General features: G+C 55.5%; 18 protein-coding genes and 5 pseudogenes. 16 read left to right on the forward strand and 7 right to left on the reverse strand.

Annotated features, from left to right (window positions below; genetic code table 11):
- The 5 genes and pseudogenes from KW846_RS03345 to KW846_RS03365 form a co-directional block, all read left to right on the forward strand.
- Positions 1–134, forward strand: a pseudogene (locus tag KW846_RS03345) (electron transfer flavoprotein subunit beta/FixA family protein); the annotation flags it as partial.
- Positions 135–136: 2 nt separating this feature from the next.
- Positions 137–1,081, forward strand: coding sequence for an electron transfer flavoprotein subunit alpha/FixB family protein (locus tag KW846_RS03350; RefSeq protein ID WP_218481317.1), 945 nt, complete (start codon positions 137–139; stop codon positions 1,079–1,081).
- Between the two features lie 25 nt (positions 1,082–1,106).
- On the forward strand, positions 1,107–1,949 hold the full coding sequence (locus tag KW846_RS03355; protein WP_218481318.1) for a MaoC family dehydratase N-terminal domain-containing protein: 843 nt from the start codon (positions 1,107–1,109) through the stop codon (positions 1,947–1,949).
- Entirely contained in the window at positions 1,946–2,761 is an 816-nt protein-coding gene (locus KW846_RS03360; RefSeq protein ID WP_218481319.1) for a CoA ester lyase, read from the forward strand. Before KW846_RS03355 ends, KW846_RS03360 begins: the two co-directional genes overlap by 4 nt.
- A 104-nt stretch (positions 2,762–2,865) precedes the next feature.
- A complete protein-coding gene (locus KW846_RS03365; protein WP_218481320.1) occupies positions 2,866–3,207 on the forward strand; it encodes a hypothetical protein in 342 nt (113 codons plus the stop codon).
- Between the two features lie 369 nt (positions 3,208–3,576).
- Here KW846_RS03365 and KW846_RS03370 read toward each other — a convergent pair whose 3' ends face one another.
- Positions 3,577–4,788 (reverse strand): MFS transporter, encoded by a 1,212-nt coding sequence (locus tag KW846_RS03370; protein WP_218481321.1) that lies wholly within the window; start codon positions 4,786–4,788, stop codon positions 3,577–3,579.
- Positions 4,789–4,832: 44 nt separating this feature from the next.
- A complete protein-coding gene (locus KW846_RS03375; protein ID WP_218481322.1) occupies positions 4,833–5,978 on the reverse strand; it encodes an alpha/beta hydrolase in 1,146 nt (381 codons plus the stop codon).
- Positions 5,979–6,074: 96 nt separating this feature from the next.
- Here KW846_RS03375 and KW846_RS03380 point away from each other — a divergent pair, with 96 nt between their 5' ends.
- The 3 genes from KW846_RS03380 (at position 6,075) to KW846_RS03390 (ending at position 9,262) form a co-directional block, all read left to right on the forward strand.
- Positions 6,075–6,968: a LysR family transcriptional regulator gene (locus KW846_RS03380; protein WP_218474657.1), complete on the forward strand. Its 894-nt coding sequence runs from the start codon at positions 6,075–6,077 to the stop codon at positions 6,966–6,968.
- A gap of 162 nt (positions 6,969–7,130) precedes the next feature.
- Positions 7,131–7,589 (forward strand): DUF6130 family protein, encoded by a 459-nt coding sequence (locus KW846_RS03385; RefSeq protein WP_218474660.1) that lies wholly within the window; start codon positions 7,131–7,133, stop codon positions 7,587–7,589.
- A 197-nt stretch (positions 7,590–7,786) separates the two neighbouring features.
- Positions 7,787–9,262 (forward strand): DUF1254 domain-containing protein, encoded by a 1,476-nt coding sequence (locus KW846_RS03390; RefSeq protein WP_218481323.1) that lies wholly within the window; start codon positions 7,787–7,789, stop codon positions 9,260–9,262.
- A gap of 44 nt (positions 9,263–9,306) precedes the next feature.
- On the opposite strand, the gene KW846_RS03395 is transcribed toward KW846_RS03390, so the two are convergent.
- Positions 9,307–9,486 carry a hypothetical protein gene (locus KW846_RS03395; RefSeq protein WP_218481324.1) on the reverse strand — a complete coding sequence of 60 codons (180 nt, stop codon included), beginning with the start codon at positions 9,484–9,486 and terminating at the stop codon, positions 9,307–9,309.
- A gap of 426 nt (positions 9,487–9,912) precedes the next feature.
- On the opposite strand from KW846_RS03395, the pseudogene KW846_RS03400 reads away from it, so the two are divergent.
- The 4 genes and pseudogenes from KW846_RS03400 to KW846_RS03405 form a co-directional block, all read left to right on the forward strand.
- Positions 9,913–10,140, forward strand: a pseudogene (locus KW846_RS03400) (site-specific integrase); the annotation flags it as partial.
- 315 nt (positions 10,141–10,455) lie between these two features.
- A pseudogene (locus KW846_RS29915) lies at positions 10,456–10,664 on the forward strand (hypothetical protein).
- 18 nt (positions 10,665–10,682) lie between these two features.
- Positions 10,683–10,875 (forward strand): annotated as a pseudogene (locus tag KW846_RS29920) (integrase); the annotation flags it as partial.
- Positions 10,876–11,053: 178 nt separating this feature from the next.
- The gene (locus KW846_RS03405; RefSeq protein WP_218481325.1) at positions 11,054–11,833 is read left to right on the forward strand and encodes a hypothetical protein; all 780 of its coding nucleotides are present in this window, start codon (positions 11,054–11,056) and stop codon (positions 11,831–11,833) included.
- Between the two features lie 205 nt (positions 11,834–12,038).
- Here the strand turns inward: KW846_RS03405 and KW846_RS03410 are convergent, their stop codons facing one another.
- Positions 12,039–12,290 (reverse strand): hypothetical protein, encoded by a 252-nt coding sequence (locus tag KW846_RS03410; protein WP_218481326.1) that lies wholly within the window; start codon positions 12,288–12,290, stop codon positions 12,039–12,041.
- A gap of 23 nt (positions 12,291–12,313) precedes the next feature.
- Between KW846_RS03410 and KW846_RS03415 the strand changes: the two genes are divergently transcribed.
- The 3 genes from KW846_RS03415 to KW846_RS03425 all read left to right on the forward strand — a co-directional run bounded on the left by KW846_RS03415 (position 12,314) and on the right by KW846_RS03425 (position 13,499).
- Positions 12,314–12,748, forward strand: coding sequence for a hypothetical protein (locus KW846_RS03415; protein ID WP_218481327.1), 435 nt, complete (start codon positions 12,314–12,316; stop codon positions 12,746–12,748).
- A 1-nt stretch (position 12,749) separates the two neighbouring features.
- Complete coding sequence (locus tag KW846_RS03420; RefSeq protein WP_218481328.1) at positions 12,750–13,106, forward strand: hypothetical protein; 357 nt, start codon at positions 12,750–12,752, stop codon at positions 13,104–13,106.
- Between the two features lie 81 nt (positions 13,107–13,187).
- Complete coding sequence (locus KW846_RS03425; RefSeq protein ID WP_218481329.1) at positions 13,188–13,499, forward strand: hypothetical protein; 312 nt, start codon at positions 13,188–13,190, stop codon at positions 13,497–13,499.
- A 324-nt stretch (positions 13,500–13,823) separates the two neighbouring features.
- Here the strand turns inward: KW846_RS03425 and KW846_RS03430 are convergent, their stop codons facing one another.
- Complete coding sequence (locus KW846_RS03430; RefSeq protein WP_218481330.1) at positions 13,824–14,129, reverse strand: hypothetical protein; 306 nt, start codon at positions 14,127–14,129, stop codon at positions 13,824–13,826.
- A gap of 113 nt (positions 14,130–14,242) precedes the next feature.
- On the opposite strand from KW846_RS03430, the pseudogene yejK reads away from it, so the two are divergent.
- Positions 14,243–15,250 (forward strand): annotated as a pseudogene (gene yejK, locus KW846_RS03435) (nucleoid-associated protein YejK).
- A gap of 95 nt (positions 15,251–15,345) precedes the next feature.
- Here yejK and KW846_RS03440 read toward each other — a convergent pair.
- On the reverse strand, positions 15,346–16,116 hold the full coding sequence (locus KW846_RS03440) for a hypothetical protein (protein WP_218481331.1): 771 nt from the start codon (positions 16,114–16,116) through the stop codon (positions 15,346–15,348).
- 69 nt (positions 16,117–16,185) lie between these two features.
- A complete protein-coding gene (locus KW846_RS03445; protein WP_218481332.1) occupies positions 16,186–16,461 on the reverse strand; it encodes a hypothetical protein in 276 nt (91 codons plus the stop codon).
- Positions 16,462–16,485 lie beyond the last annotated feature (24 nt).

Below are 16,485 nucleotides of genomic sequence, written 5' to 3' on the forward strand. Positions count from 1 at the left end.
CTTTGGGCGTTTCCACCGCCTCCACCAACAAGACCCTGAAAGTCGAAGCGCCGGCTGCACGCAGCGCGGGTATCAAGGTCAAGTCGGTGGCTGAACTGGTCGAGAAACTGAAAAACGAAGCGAAGGTGATCTAATCATGACTATCTTGGTAATCGCCGAACACGACAACAAAGTGCTGGCCCCGGCCACGCTGAACACTGTGGCTGCCGCCGCCAAAATCGGTGGTGAGATCCACGTGCTGGTGGCCGGCGCATCCGTTGGTGGTGTGGCTGAAGCCGCGGCGAAAGTCGCTGGCGTGGCTAAAGTGCTGGTGGCCGACAACGCCGCCTACGCTCACCAGCTGCCGGAAAACGTTGCGCCGCTGGTCGCTGCTCTCGTTCAAGAAGCAGGGGCTGCGGGCTACAGCCACATCCTGGCTGCCGCCACTTCCAACGGCAAAAACATCCTGCCGCGCGTTGCCGCTGCACTGGACGTTGACCAGATCTCCGAGATCATCTCGGTAGAAAGCGCTGACACCTTCAAGCGCCCGATCTACGCCGGTAACGCCATCGCTACCGTTCAATCGAACGCTGCAATGAAAGTGATCACCGTGCGTGCCACCGGTTTCGACCCGGTTGCCGCTGAAGGTGGTTCGGCTGCTGTTGAAGCGGTTGCTGCTGCCCACGACGCTGGCATCTCCAGCTTCGTCGGCGAAGAGCTGGCCAAGTCCGATCGTCCGGAACTGACCGCTGCCAAGATCGTCGTTTCCGGCGGCCGTGGCATGCAGAACGGCGACAACTTCAAGCACCTGTACGCCCTGGCCGACAAGCTGGGCGCTGCTGTGGGCGCTTCCCGCGCTGCGGTCGACGCAGGTTTTGTTCCGAACGACATGCAGGTCGGTCAGACCGGCAAGATCGTTGCTCCACAGCTGTACATCGCCGTCGGTATCTCCGGCGCGATCCAGCACCTGGCCGGCATGAAAGACTCCAAAGTGATCGTTGCGATCAACAAGGACGAAGAAGCGCCGATCTTCCAGGTGGCCGATTACGGCCTGGTGGCGGACTTGTTTGAAGCGATTCCAGAAATGGCCGCCCTGGCCTGATTACCGACCGACAGGAGCGATAAATATGAGCAGTTCCGATTTTTCAGCCTGGATTGGACGTCGCCAGGAAAGCCAGGACCGGATCAGTTTTACCTTGGTCAAACGTATTGCCGCGACGTTGGGCGAGCCGGCACCCCGGTCGGGTGAATCGCTGCCGTCTTTGTGGCACTGGGCGTTTTTTCAGGAACCGGTTACCGCCGATGAACTGGGTCCGGACGGTCATCCGGCGCTCGGGGGATTCCTGCCCCCCGCCCACAATCGCAACCGCATGTGGGCGGGCAGTCGACTCGAGTTTTACCAGCCGTTGACGGTGGAGGCTGACGTGAACTGCGTGTCAACCATTCTCAACGTCGAAGAGAAGCACGGGCGCACGGGTTCCTTGTTGTTCGTCACGGTGCGCCATGAGTATTTTCAGGACGGCAAACGTGCCCTGCAGGATGAGCAGGACATCGTCTACCGCGAGCCCACTCCACCCAAACTGAGCGGCACCGAAGCGATCCCGCAAGGCCAATGGCGGGACCCGGTCGTCCCCTCCCCGACCTTGCTGTTCCGTTACTCGGCCGTCACCTTCAATGGCCACCGGATTCACTACGACTGGCCATACGTCACGGAGACCGAGGGTTACCCGGGTTTGGTGGTGCATGGTCCCCTGATCGCCACGCTGAATTTGCGCGCGTTTACCAAAGCGCACCCGAACGCGCGCTTGAAGCGCTTCACCTTCCGAGGCGTCCGTCCCTTGATTTCGCCTCAGCCTTTCGAGGTCGGCGGACGCCTGATCGATAGCGGCAAGGCACAGCTGTGGGCAGGCAATCAGGACGGTACGGCGCAGATCGGCGAAGTCGAGTTCAGCTTGGGAGAAACACCATGAATACCTCCATTGTTCGCTCCGCCCTGTTTGTCCCGGCCACACGTCCCGAGCGCATACCCAAAGCCATCGCTATCGGTGCGGACCGGGTCATTGTCGATCTGGAAGATGCCGTGCAGGAGAACCTAAAGGACCAGGCGAGGGATAACCTGGAGTGCTTCTTGAGTGACCATCCGCAAGCCCGGATTCTGGTACGAGTCAATGCTCCGGACCACTGGGCCCACGCGGCGGATCTGAAGCTTTGTCGACGACACGCTGGCGTGATCGGCATTTTGCTGCCCAAAGCGGAAAGCGCGGAGCACGTCCTCACGGCTGCCAAGACCCAAAAATCGATCTGGCCCATCATCGAAAGCGCCAGGGGCCTGGCCGAACTCCAAGCGATTGCCCGGGCCCAGGGCGTTGAGCGCTTGTCATTCGGAAGCCTGGACCTGGGCCTGGACCTGAATTTGACCACCGGCAGCCCTGCCGCCAAAGAGTTTCTGAGTCACGCTCGATACGCAGTACTGCTCGCGACTCGGGTGGCCGGTCTTGCTCCGGCGCTGGATGGGGTATTTCCGGCTATACAGGACACCGTCGGCCTGCACAGCACCGTTCAGTTTGCCCGCGACATGGGATTTGGTGGCGCGCTATGTATCCATCCGAGCCAAGTGGCGATTATCCATCAAGCGCTGAAACCCGGTCTGGAGGAACTGCTCTGGGCACAACGCATCATGGACGCTGCCCGATCGGGTGAAGGCGTGTTCGTGCTCGATGGGCAAATGGTCGATGCGCCTGTCATAGGCCGTGCGCAGGCGATCCTGGCGCGCGCGACCTGACTCAACGGCAGCACGCTCCATGACCTTGGGATGAGATGAAGATTTCACCCGGAACGCGCCTACACTGAAAGGCACAGCGATTGAGAGGACATGGAGCTCCACGCATGCGCCCTAGCGCCATTGTGCTACTCCTTATCAGCTATGCCGTGCTGATGGTGGTTTTTTTCAAGCTAAATGCTCGAAACAACCGACGCCGCAGAGAAAGTCTTTACGAAGCCTTTGAAACTGCAATGCGACAGCATGGGATCAGGACTTTCGAGATCATCAAGGAACGTATTCATATCGGTAACAACTTTCGGCCATCAGAACTGCACCGGATATTGTTGGACGATTCAGGGCACTACTTTCTTTACTCGCACGCCAGTAACGCGCAGCCAACTTTAATGCCGCTGACCGAGGAGCGAGCGTTACAAGCCGCACAGGGGGAGATGGGAATTCAGGCATAGGCCATCGCAACCGCCGTCACCAGGACCATGAAGAAGGGATATCGGTTAACACAACTCGCACCAAAACAGGACCATGCTCGTAGCCAAACCGCTGGTAACGATCCCGATTCCAAACATGACGCCGAGAAGCAGAGTTTTTGCCCACATGGCTCGAATCTCCGGATACCGCATTCAATGAATGCTTCAGTATGAGTACCTGAGCAAAATCCAAGCCATTTGGCATGGGCAAAGCCGGGCCCAGCGATTGCACTGAAACGGTCTATTCGGGTGGTAAAAAATTCCCCATCACGGGGTTCGCTCACCCTATATTTGGGGCTGAACCACCCAGATCCTTGAGCTACGAAACAGCTTCTTGGCATCTGCCTTCTGTTAGCCCTGGTTTCGCGATGTGAAAAAGGTCGTCACTGCCGCAAGTACCAGCAAGATAGCGCTTGCAAGAAATGTCATGCGATAACCGCTCCCGTCGAACAGCAGCCCGCCGAGGGTAGAGCCCAGCGCAATGGATAGCTGAATGACCGCCACCATCAGGCCGCCACCCGCTTCAGCATCCCCGGGTAACGCCTTGGCCAACCACGACCACCACCCCACAGGTGCGGCTGTCGCGGCCAGGCCCCACAGCCCCAGCAATACAAAAGCTGCCACGACTCCGCCGCCAAGGACAATCAAGGAAAGTGCAATGGCGGCCATCAACAGTGGAATGCAGACCAGGACGCGGTACATGCCGACTTTCAGGAAAGTGCCGATCAGAATGTTTCCGACGACACCCGCCACACCGATGACCAGCAGGATCATCGACAACATGGAGACATCTACACCGGTGACGGTCTCCAGGAACGGGCGCAGATAGGTGAACAATACAAACTGCCCCATGAAGAAAGTGCCCACACTCAACATGCCGAAACTGACCAATGGGCTCTTGAACAATCGAAAGACATTGCCCGCGCCCGCTTTGCGCGGCGCCGCCTTCATGGCTGGCAGGCTGATCCACTGCCAGATCAACGCGATGATCGCTACCGGAACAAGGCAGAAAAAAGCCCCCCGCCAACCCATGACGCTGCCCAGATAGCTTCCCAGTGGTGCGGCCACTACGGTTGCCAAAGCATTGCCGCCGTTGAAGATTGCCAGAGCCTTGGGCACGCTACGGGACGGTACCAGGCGCATGGCCATTGCCGCCGACATCGACCAGAATCCGCCGATCACCACGCCGATCAGCGCACGCCCCATCATGTACACCGTATAGTTTGGCGCCAGACCGACCACCAACCCCGACACACACATAATCCCGGTCAGTAGCAGCAACAGCGTCTTGCGGTCCATTGAGCTAGCAAGCCTGGAAATCGAAAGGCTTGTCAGCACCGCGAAGGCGCCGGAGATGGCGATCCCATACCCGGCCAGTCCTTCACTGATTTGCAGATCCAATGCAATCGGTGTGAGCAAACTGACAGGCATGAACTCCGAGGCGATGAGTGCGAATACGCACAGTGTCATCGCAAAGATGCCACTCCAGTAAGCCTGCAGTTCCCCAGCCCCCGGCGTGCCGAGGGCATCACCAGCCGGGGAGTCGAATACTTGAGTCGTCATTAAAAACCTCTCATCAAATAGTGGTTGGCTGAAACACAGGTCTTTTAGCCAACCACCGTCAGATGCCGGGTAAAAAAGGCGGTGAGTCTGGTCCAGGGAATCAAGTTCACGCGGTCGTACAGATCGACGTGCCCCGCGCCGGGAACCCAGGCCAGTTCCTTAGGTTCGGCGGCACGTTGGTAGGCCTCCTCGCTGAACTCTCTGGAGTGCGCCCGATCGCCAGCGATGAACAGCAGCCGTCGCGGGGAAATCGTCTCGATATCGTTGAATGGATAGAAATTCACGAACCGGACTTCACTGGTCAAGGCGCGGTTTTGGGTCAGCTCCAACGTTCTGCCATGAGGGATATGGATACCGCGTGGCGTACGGTAGAAGTCCCAGAATTCACGTGTAACCGGGTCTGCATCTTTACCAGGCTGCACTGGCAAATAGTTGAGGAAATGCATTTGCCCGGTAGAGAACTCGCCGTAGCGTTGCTCGGCGGCTTTGACGAGCATGGCCTGGCGTTGCTCGGCAGTCACTGAGTGCCCCAGACCATGACGAGTGACAGCCCCCATGTCGTACATGCTGACAGTGGCCACGGCTTTCAAACGAGAATCCATCTTGGCCGCACTGATGGCAAAGCCACCGCTGCCACAGATACCCAGTACGCCGATACGCTTGCGATCAATGAAATCCCGCGTACCCAAGTAGTCAACTGCAGCGCTGAACGCGTCGGCGTACATTTCGGGGGCGACCTGGTTTCGAGGCAGGCCCTCACTCTCTCCCCAGAAAGGCAAGTCAATCGCGAGCGTGACGAAGCCTTGTTCCGCCAGCTTTTGTGCATAGAGCATGGAGCTTTGCTCTTTGACTGCGCCCATGGGATGACCGACGATAATTGCAGGCGCTTTAGCGTTTGCAGCCAGATTCTTGGGCGTTACAAGATTGCCCACAATTTGAAGATTGTATGAGTTCTTGAAGGTCACCTTTTGCACGGTGACCTTGGCGCTTTTGTAAAAGTTGTCGGCACCTTCCGGCGGGCTGCCTGCACTTTTTGAGTCAGCTGCAAAGGCGGGGCCGACTGCGCCCGAAAGGACGCCAAGAGCCGCAATGCTAACGCCGGTGGCCTTCACGAACTCACGTCGATCAAGCCCTCGAGGGAGCAAGGCTTCTGTAGCTTCAAGAAGGGTTAAAGGTGTCTCGCTCATCATCAGCACTCCGTTCCAGATAGGTGACAGAGCTTGACGGATTCGAGATATCTTGATTAGTAAGGATAATCTTCATGTGATTTTGAGAAAAATTCAGCAATGGCCAATACCAAAGTCAACGATCTCCAGGCTTTTCTGGCGGTGGCACGCGACCAAAGCTTTACCAAGGCCGCCGCCAAACTGGGCGTTACGCCTTCTGCGCTGAGTCATACGATCCGGGCACTTGAACAAAGACTGGGGATACGGCTGCTGGCCCGCACGACGCGCAATGTGTCGCCCACAGAGGCGGGAGAAAGGTTAATGCGCTCGATCGCCCCGCTTTTTGACCAGATCACCGCCGAGCTTGAAGCGCTGGGCGAACTGCGGGACAAGCCCAGTGGCACGATTCGTATTTCCTGTACTGACGATCAGATTGAGTTGTGCATTCGGCCGATGCTTGCAAGCTTCCTGAAGAGCTACCCGGATATCACACTGGAGTTCTACGTCGACTATGGGTTCACCAACGTGGTCGAGGAGCGATTTGATGCGGGTATTCGCCTGGGCGAATCGATCAGCAAGGACATGATCGCCGTTCGCATAGGGCCGGATTGGCGGTTGGCAGTAGTGGGTTCTCCAGAATACTTCGAACGCAACCCGGCACCCACAACCCCCCATGAGTTGACCGGGCATGACTGCGTGAATATCCGACATAGACCATCAGGTGTGATCTACGCATGGGAATTTGAAAGAAATGGCCAGGCTTTTACAGTCAAGGCAGATGGACAACTTGTGTTCAACAGCATCATGCATGTTCTCAATGCCGCCGTTGATGGCGTTGGCCTGGCCTATGTACCAGAGGAATTGGTAGCACCGTATCTGGCCGACGGCCGACTCAAAGAAGTCTTGGCCGACTGGTGCCCTGAGTTTCAGGGCTACCATTTGTATTACCCCAACAGACGCCAGGCATCTCCCGCCTTTTCTGCGTTTGTGGAGGCGCTGAAATATAGAAGCTGAGCGCTCTGCATTCGACGCGCTGCTATCTGTCGCGAAGGGCTGCAGCCACCTGTGGGCTCAACCGGTCGCTGAAACAAGCAGCCGATTCAGATTTCAAATACACACGGGGGCAATACTCGGTTTGATCTAGGCTTGAATGAGATCACTCGGGAGAAAAACACCATGTCCCTCTCTCTCAGAAATCCATTGGCCTTTGTTTTGGCGGTGTTCTTTTGCGCAGCCGCGCGCGGTGAAGGAACAGCAGACGCCTATCACCCACCGGCAATACTTCCCCTGGAATCCGAGACGGCGCCAAGACTCATTGCCGAGCCGCCGCTTGCCGAGCCCCTTGCCCGCGGAGTCGTCATTATCCAGTACCGCACAGAGCACGCGAGGATCATGCCGGTATTTGGTAAAGCGGCGGCTGATGTATCACCCCGTCTCGGGCACCTTCACGTGACCGTCGACGACTGGAAAGGTACATGGGCGCACACCAGTGAAGACCCGATTATCCTGGTCGGACTGCCCCCCGGCACTCACCAGGTTCTTCTTGAAGTGGCCGACCCGACTCACAAGATCCTTACCAGTACGACAGTGCGTTTCATCGTTCCGGAAAAGAAACCAGCTGACGCCCCTCATTAGTCGCCACTTCGATTCCGTTGTCTGCTTGCCCCAACTGAAGAAGTTTGCCCCCAACATTGGCTGCCCCCCAGTCAATAGCGGGGGTTTGCTTCATGACCTACGCTCAGATACGGCAGTAAACCAGCTGGAGTCTCGACGTGTTCAATCGCTGATCAAGACATCCAGGGCAAAGATGATTTGGTCAGGAGCGACAAAGGATGAAACCGGAATATTCATGCATAAAATGGATCGCCATCGCTGCCACTTCGGTGGCGCTTGTATCAGGCTGTGCCAGCAAGAACGATCCCGTGGCCCAGGCCGAAAAAGCCGATGCAGCCAAGGGCATCGCCGCGCCCAGCCTCACGGAAACGAAGGCCATCGCCGAGGAAGCCTTCATCTACGGACTGCCGATCGTAATGAACTACGCGGTCATGTATGAGTACGCCGTGGACAAAAGCGGCCCGCAGTTCAAGGCCCCCTTCAACCAGATCAAGAACGAACCCCGTGTCTTCACTTACCAGGATACGGCCATCGTCACGCCCAACAGCGATACCCCCTACTCCTTCCTCTGGCTGGATCTGCGCGCTGAGCCCATGGTGCTCACGGTACCCGCAGTGGAAAAGAAACGGTATTACTCGGTGCAACTGATCGACGGCAACACCTACAACTACGGCTACATCGGCAGCCGCACCACGGGGAACGGCCCGGGTAACTACATGGTGGTAGGGCCTGACTGGAAGGGCTCTATGCCACCCGGCATCAGCAAAGTATTCCATTCGACAACGCCCTTCACGGTGGCAGGCTATCGAACCCAGCTCTTCAATCCCAAGGACATGCCGAATGTGGTCAAGGTGCAGTCCGGCTACAAAGCCCAGCCGCTGTCGGCGTTCTTGAAACAACCGGCGGCACCTGCATCGCCGGTTATCAATTTCCCTCCAAGCACCACTAAGGGGATCAAGGAGAACTTCTTCGAATACCTTGATGCCGCACTCCAGTACGTACCGCCAACACCGGAAGACCGGGAAATTCGGGCGCGAATCGCGAAAATCGGCATTGGACCGGGCAAGAGCTTCAAGCTCCAGGACCTCTCGCTCGAACACAAGGCCGCTGTCCTGCTGGGCATGAAGGAAGGTGACGAGAAGGTGGACAAGTGGTTGTCCGGCGGACTCAAGAACGTCAATGGCTGGGGCATCGGCTCGTACTTTGGCGACCGCCATTTCTACAATGGCGACTGGTTGAAGCGCGCGGCGGCGGCCAAAGGCGGTATTTACGGCAACGATGCCGTCGAAGCCACTTACCCCATCACCCGCACAACCGCGACCGGCGAACCACTGGATGGCAGCAAGCATAACTACACACTCACCTTCCCGGCGGGGCAACTACCTCCAGTGAACGCCTTCTGGTCGGTGACGATGTACGACGGCAAAACACAGCTCCTTATCAAGAACCCGATCGACCGCTATCTACTGAACTCGCCCATGCTGCCCGGCATGAAAAAGAATGCCGACGGGTCACTGACCCTCTACATCCAACAGAAGTCGCCCGGCAAGGTGCTGGAAGGCAACTGGCTGCCCGCACCCGACGGCCCGATTTACCTGGTGATGCGCCTCTATTGGCCCAAGGAGACGCCGCCTTCAGTCCTGCCGGCTGGCGAAGGCACCTGGAAGCCAGCAGGCATCGTGGTATCGAAATAGAACCCGCGCCAACTCGCGCAGATCCCCCGGCATTTGTCGGGGGTTCACCGTTCCAATACAAGCCTGTCTTCGCTGACAGGCAACGGGTGTGGGGCATTTATCCTGCCTTCCAATCTGCTCACGAATGCCAGGGCTTCGGCATAGCTGCGAAACGTGACGCACCACGCGTTCATCCAGACATTCCAGTCTTGCGGTGTCCGCGCTTTTTCGATTTTTATCAGCATCCTGGCATCCCTCCTTTGTGCGGTTTAACCCAGTCTCGAACCGGGGAAAAACCGAAATGCGGCGTGTGAACTTTCGTCTGCGAGCCCTGGTTGAAGGTGTGGGGGAACACCCCACAAGGTGAGGAGGAGCAGATTCTGCAGATGCGGATTTGGCGGCATTAGAAGCTTGCGTCAAAGCGAATTGCAGGACCTGCCTTTGCTTACCCTCGAGGCGCATTTAAAACGGCTGAAGGGGGGATTAGAAAATCAATAATCATCAAAAATGTGTCTATAGGAGGCTTGGCGGGACTTGCTGGGACAATCTGTGGGGGTGGTGGTTAGCCTGGATGTTGACGCATCCGATCAGGCTGTTTTTTGTCACTTCGGTGTTGAGACTTTATTGGTGTAGGCCTGACAGGCAATCGGCCTCGCTGCGATCGCCAGGGTGACTTTGGCGGCAGAAACGAGCGGTCAGGTGTGAAAAATGGCGATGAGCGATTGGACGTGCTGAACAGCGTGGCGAAATCGATCATCGACAAGCAGCGCGATCAGAGCAAGGACTGGTATTTTCCGTACAACGGCAATGCGATGTACCGGATGAATGATTCGGCCTGGAAGAAAGCGCGGGTGACAGCGGCGAATCTCTGGCGGGAGGAAAACCTTCGCCCCGCTCACCAATGAAAAAGCCCAACTGGTTAGAGTTGGGCTTTTCATTGAAAAATATGGTCGGGACGGAGTGATTCGAACACTCGACCCCTAGCCCCCCATGCTTGCAGGGGAGCTAAAAAGCTTTACAGATCAGCCCCTTGGAACGGCACCCACTGCAATCGATGCCATACCGTGCTTAACCGTGATTTACGTTTCCCCGCAAAAGTCCCTACAGGCTTTCGACGAGAGGGTCCCTGCATTCCGGCGTTCTGCCGATCGAACACATCCATGCCGAAACTGACCGCGACTACTACGCTTTCCCTCATCTATAGAGGTATCGCGATGCCCAACTCAGACCTGCTCCCTTCCCTGCTCTCAAAATTAACGAAAACCAACTCGCCTTCGAAACCGCCATCCTGGAGCTTTCGAACTGGGTCGAGCAACGCGGCTCGGCCGACGTAGCCGATAACGTCCGCGGCGCCTTGGACACCATCGATAAAAATGAAGAGTTCATCAAGATGACACTCCCGGTGATGATGACACTGGATTGACTGAGCAAGTAGTTTCTTCACAGGCTCCTGCGTTTGTTCTCCACCAAGAAGAACGGCCACGGGTAAACGCGACTGGATTGAGCGCCAACTTGCTCACGCAGACAGCGGCACCATCCGCGACGTGTACAACCACGCCGCCTATCTGGATCAGCGCCGGGAAATGATGCAGGAGTGGGCTGATCTCGTTACGCCCGAAATTAAAGAATCGTAACCCTCTACCCTACATCCAGTGCGGGCGCCAAAGTGGATGGGGCATACTGACTGGACGATGATCGTCAGGTATACGGGCACTGGATTCCAGATGGAGACGATCACTCAGCTAAAAAAGCTGAACGCGCCGCCATTTACAGTAGAAAATTATCTTTTGTAAAACTCAAAAAGGACGCCATATGAAACTACAAATAATGTGTATGGAATGCCATAAAGAGCTTTCACACCCTGGCTTTGAATTTATTACAACGGATTACTACGAGGAAGCTGTTGGCTACATTACTTGTAGTAGAGGGCACAAATCTGCAATTGTTTTACAAAGCCTAAAATTTGAAATATTACTTGAGTCCGCCGCCAAAGCCTTACTACATGGATATACGCTAGAAGCGGCCTCTAGTTTGTCTTCAGCCTACGAAAGAGCAATTGAGTTCGCGATCCTAGTGCTTTCGCGAAAGCTTGGGATTGACTCGAGCCTCTTTACGTTAACGTACAAGCAAATGGCCAAACAATCAGAACGGCAGATCGGCGCATTTCTCGCCATGTACTCTGCTGTATTCAAATCCGAATTTAACCTCTCCACCAAAATACCTCCTAAGCGCAATGAGATAATCCATCAAGGAAAAATACTTAATCCAACAGAGGTGATTCAGTTTGGAGAGCTCGTTTATGCGGAAATTAAACTTATTACCGATAAGCTTAGGACGCTGGACAACGACCTGATGAGAGACATAATTTTTGAGACAGTGAATTCAAGACATTTGAATTTACCCAGTGATCTTCCTAGAGCAACCACCACTGGCACCACATTTTTTGACCTTTCGAGGACCGACAATCCAGATACATTTTTTGAGGCTCTAGAACGACTTGAGGAAGCGGAGCGGGTATTTGCGGAGGCCCAACCGCATCTTGATTTGTTGGCGGCGACATTGTTGGCACTGAGACCGCCAACTGATAAATGACAGAAAAAGGCATATTTTACGCTGCTGCCCATAAAAATACTGGAGTCGGATGTGGATCCACCGGCTCCACCAACGAAGTGCGCCGAGTGCGGACTGCGCTGCAACTGGAGTTTCATACGCTGCTGAAGGATGTAGTGGAACCATATGGGATTCATACAGAGCTCTACGACTTTCAGCAGTATCCAGTCCGACGTCCTGCCAAAACTCAAGCCTCTCTGCACCACCACGACTTCGCATAAAGGCAGCCGTCGATTTCCTCCAGGCCGCTTAGCGTGAAAGCATTGGTCGCCATCCCTGAGATTCGCGCATCCAGCAGCGGCGGAAGCAGTACCGCATCAACATCGAGACGGTTTACCGAGACGAAGACTACATCGCCAACCTGCACAAAGAGCTTGTCCAGTTCAACCTGGAACTGAATCGCATGGTTGATGAGGTCGCGGACAATGCTCGAGCGCAAGCACATCGGCTAGGCGCGTGATCGTGAACGCCGCCGAACTGATGCAAGCAGTTGCCCAGTTCGAAGCCTCCGGCGGCAAGGTTCTGGTCGTCGCGGACTCATTCAGGGCCTATCCAGACCCATTGCATGTTTCTGCGCCACCGATTGACGACGACCTGGTCGAGGCCATCCGTGGCTTCACCGACGTTGGGGTCTGCGCCGCCGCAAAAGCCCTTGGCAAGTCGACCCGAACTATCAACAACATCGCCGGCCTGTACGGCATCAAGTTCGCTACAACCACCGCCGCAACGCTTGATGAGCGGCGCAAGGCTGAAGCGAAGCTGGTGCTGCGCATCCGCCGACTGGCCCGGGCCAACATGAGCCAGATGGCAATCGCTGAACAACTCGGCATCGGGCGAATCGTCCTGCGCCGCATTGCCCACTTCCACGGCATCACCCTCAACTCCCGAGCATCCTGATATGGACCAAGCATTCGAAGAAGCCGCAAAGCGGCAAAGTGGACTGGAGGCGGCGAAAGCTGCCTTCTTCGCATCTGGGGGCCGGGCTCAGTTGATCTCAACTGGCCTTGGCAAGGACAGCCCAGGCGTCAATCAAATCCCGAAGCCGGCGTACGGCTATCGGAACATCGAGGCGCCAAAGACCAAGCGCGGGCGACTCATCAGCGACGACGAAAAAGCCGCCTTGGCTGCTCAATTGGCAGAGTGCAAAGCGGCCGGCATGACGCGGTACAAGGCCAGCAAGCACCTCGGCATCAGCGAAACGCTGTGCCGCCGGATGATCGTCGATTACTCGCTCGACTTCCCGGTATCAGCCTGATGCGCAGGACGGCACGCGTGCAGCAACGCAAACGACAAACCTGGCTGGAATTGCCGGCCAGCGGAATAGAAGAGGTTGACCATGGCCAAAAGTGGACAGGAGCGGTCGGAAAAGACTGCGGCGAGGCGAAAGGCTCGCGGCGAGGAAGAGTTGCGAATGCATGCCATGGCCGGCACCCGGCAAGTGCTGGCCGACTTGATGGAATGGCACCAGATCGATGAACAGGGCGAAGCGATGACACTCGCCCTACATCACCTGCACGCTCTAGGACCTACTAGTTCCGCGCCATTCTTCGCGCCGCCGCGACACGAATACGTGATACCCGAAAACGTGTCGCGCAAACTTGAACTCGCCTACAACCGCGAAGCCCTTCGCATCTGTCACGACGAATAACCACCACCCCACTGTCGCGTCCGGTCACGGAGGGCGGCGCCCACTCTCACCACTTATTGGAAAAGTAAAGCATGAGGCATCCAACTCCGGTGGCGACGAAGCCCTTAAATATGTCATACCCGGACCCGTCGCCTACAACGAACAGGTATATTTTTGAGATCAGAAAAATTAGCGCGAAGAACAGCACGATAAATGATATCCAGCGCTGAGCCCGGAACCTGCTTTTTTCGCTGCCGTACCAAAACATCACAATCCTCCCTGAATGCACAAACCATACGATACATTGTGCTGCGCATCCGGTCACGGAGGGCGGCGCCTGATTGATTAATCCTCGAGCATGGGACTACCTGATGTTGCTTCAGCCCATTCGCAACCTAGCCGGAATGGATTGTTTGGATCATCCCAACTATTGACCTGGGATGGGGTAAGCGAATCGACGGTGATGTGTAGTTCGTTGACGAACGAGCCATCCGGTCTGAAAACCATCGCATAGATCGTCCTAAAGCCGCCTTGTGGATCAGTCACGTAGATTTCGGAAAGGTCACCATTCTGGTGAGTCATCTCCATTACTTCAACACCCGGCTGTCCATAGATAAATCGATGGTAGTAGTCCGTTCTTGCCAATCGCATTGCTTTCTCCTTGACCCAGCCCCATGCCGGGCGAACACAAATACCCCACCACCACCGAAATTGCCACTGTCGCATCCGGTCCCGGAGGGCGGCGCATACCCGAGGTAACCGCAATGCCTGTTCTCCACAGCATCATCCACAAGATCGACAAGAAACCCGACGGCAGCCCGGCAATCCTGCACTATAGCGGCGCCGAATTGGTCGAAAGCCAAGCCCGTGACGAACTTATCAACAAGTTCAACGAAAGCTACAACGCCAAGTCAGGAAAGGCCTGGGGGTTCTTTCACGCCGAATCTGGCGCCTTTCCATTCAGTGGGTGGCTCGGCAAGTACCTGGCCGGTACCGAAGGTTTCGTTTCCTTCAGCGACAACGCCGTCGAGCATCTGACGAAGCTGATGGAAGAGTCGAACCTTTCGGTCGGCGGCAACGTCTTGTTCTGCCATTACCAGCAAGGCCTGACCGATTACCTGATCATCGCCCTGCTGCAGGAAGCCGAGGCGGTGATCATGACCGAGGGGCTGACGTTGACGCCTGTTCGTCGCCTGGATCTCGATCACATCCATCTGGCCGCACGCATCAACCTCAGTGAGTGGAAGAGCAACCCAGCATCGCGCCAGTACCTCTCGTTCATCAAGGGCAAGAACGGCCGGAAGGCAAACGACTACTTCCGTGACTTCATTGGCTGTCAGGAGGGCATCGACGGCCCGGGCGAAACCCGAACACTGCTCAAGGCATTCAGTGACTTCGTGGAAAGCGAGGACCTGGGCGAAGAGTCGTCCCGCGAGAAGACTCACGCCTTGGTCAGTTAATCCATGGCCCAGGCCAAGATGGGCGAGCCGATAACCCTCGACGAACTGTCCGAGCTGATCGATGAAGACCAGCCGAAGATGTTCGCCGACTTCATCCGCGACAAGGACTACGGTCTGTCGGAAACTATCCCCGCCGACAAGAAGACCCTAAACAAATTCAGGCGCTTTACCGGTCGCGCCGAGGGCCTGTCGATCAGCTTCGAGCAGCACCTGCTGGGCTCCAAAGTCGAGTTCGATGAAGCTGGTGGTACGCTCACCCTGCGCAACCTGCCAGGCCAGCTCATCGAGCAACTCAAACGCGCAGCCGTCTGACTGCGATTCGAAGAGTTCGCCCAATTCGCTATCATGTCGCGACCTTAGATCGCAGTTACGAAACAGCAGTTGCGACAGATTGAAGGTTTAACAAGTTACAAAATCCGCTTGGCCTCGTTCAACATTAACTCACATTGATGGTCGATTTCCTCCAGTACCGAGAAAACATTCCATTTATCGTGAACTGTCAAACACGCACGAAACTCTACATAAACTTCAGCAGTGGAATAAAACTCACCTTCAAACTCTTTGAACACTTTTGCAATTTCGCTATCTACACGTAATTTTTCGGGTAGGTCTTTGACCTCAACATATATGGCTTTATCAGCATCGCCGATATTTTTGACTGTGTAATCATTTATTTTGGTTAGCGTAGGATTTAAGGTTCTATGTTTGTCATGGTTTGACATTTCACGCAGAGCCTCAAGCACCATTGTTTGATCGGCAGCGGCATTGAACGGCTGAAATCGCTTTAAAAACTCAACATCCGGCAACGCAACGTGTTTAAAGGATCTGTGCACACCCCAATCACCCTCGACGGAAAGCAGAGGAAACTGCACACCGCCTGCTTCTTTGCTTGTTGGTTCTCTTCCTAGGTTTCTACATGCAAGTTGCCACCACAGATAATCCAATGAGGATCTGTAGTTGTGTATCACATCCCCAAGTATCAAACGAAAACCTGCAGAGATAGGTGGGATCTCTTGGATTCTGAGTGAAATATAGCCTTGCTCAGGAAGAGTGACTTTATATACAGGAATCTGAAGTAACTCTCCGTCAATGAATCCATGAACCTGCCTGTAAAGTTCAGAAAGATGGAATCGAGCCCTCTCAATCTTTCCCCAAGAATCGGATGTAGACAGCTTCATAAAGTCTCCTTGGTTAGGTTCCATGCCGGGCCGAAAACACTCCACTTCTACGAATCAAGCCAACCAAGGCTATTTGTATTGGCGGTTGGCAGACATCAGCCAGTAAAGATCCCAAACGCTCTGAAAAAACTGCTCGTACTCATCGAGCGAAATCGCGGAGCGGCTCGTATCGAACGACACGATTGTCTCGAAAAGAGATCGAGCCTCTTCTGTCGGAAACTCAGAAGGCAAAAGCGGGAATAGCTCACCGAGGACGATTTGGACACGATGAGGTGCGCTACCTCCGGTAGCCATTGCCTCAAGAGCCTTCGTCAATCGCTCAACAGTATTGTGCGGATCTTTCACAGCCTCACCTCAATTCCATAAACC

The organism is Pseudomonas sp. PDM32, from assembly GCF_019219225.1.
Lineage (GTDB): Bacteria > Pseudomonadota > Gammaproteobacteria > Pseudomonadales > Pseudomonadaceae > Aquipseudomonas > Aquipseudomonas laurylsulfatiphila.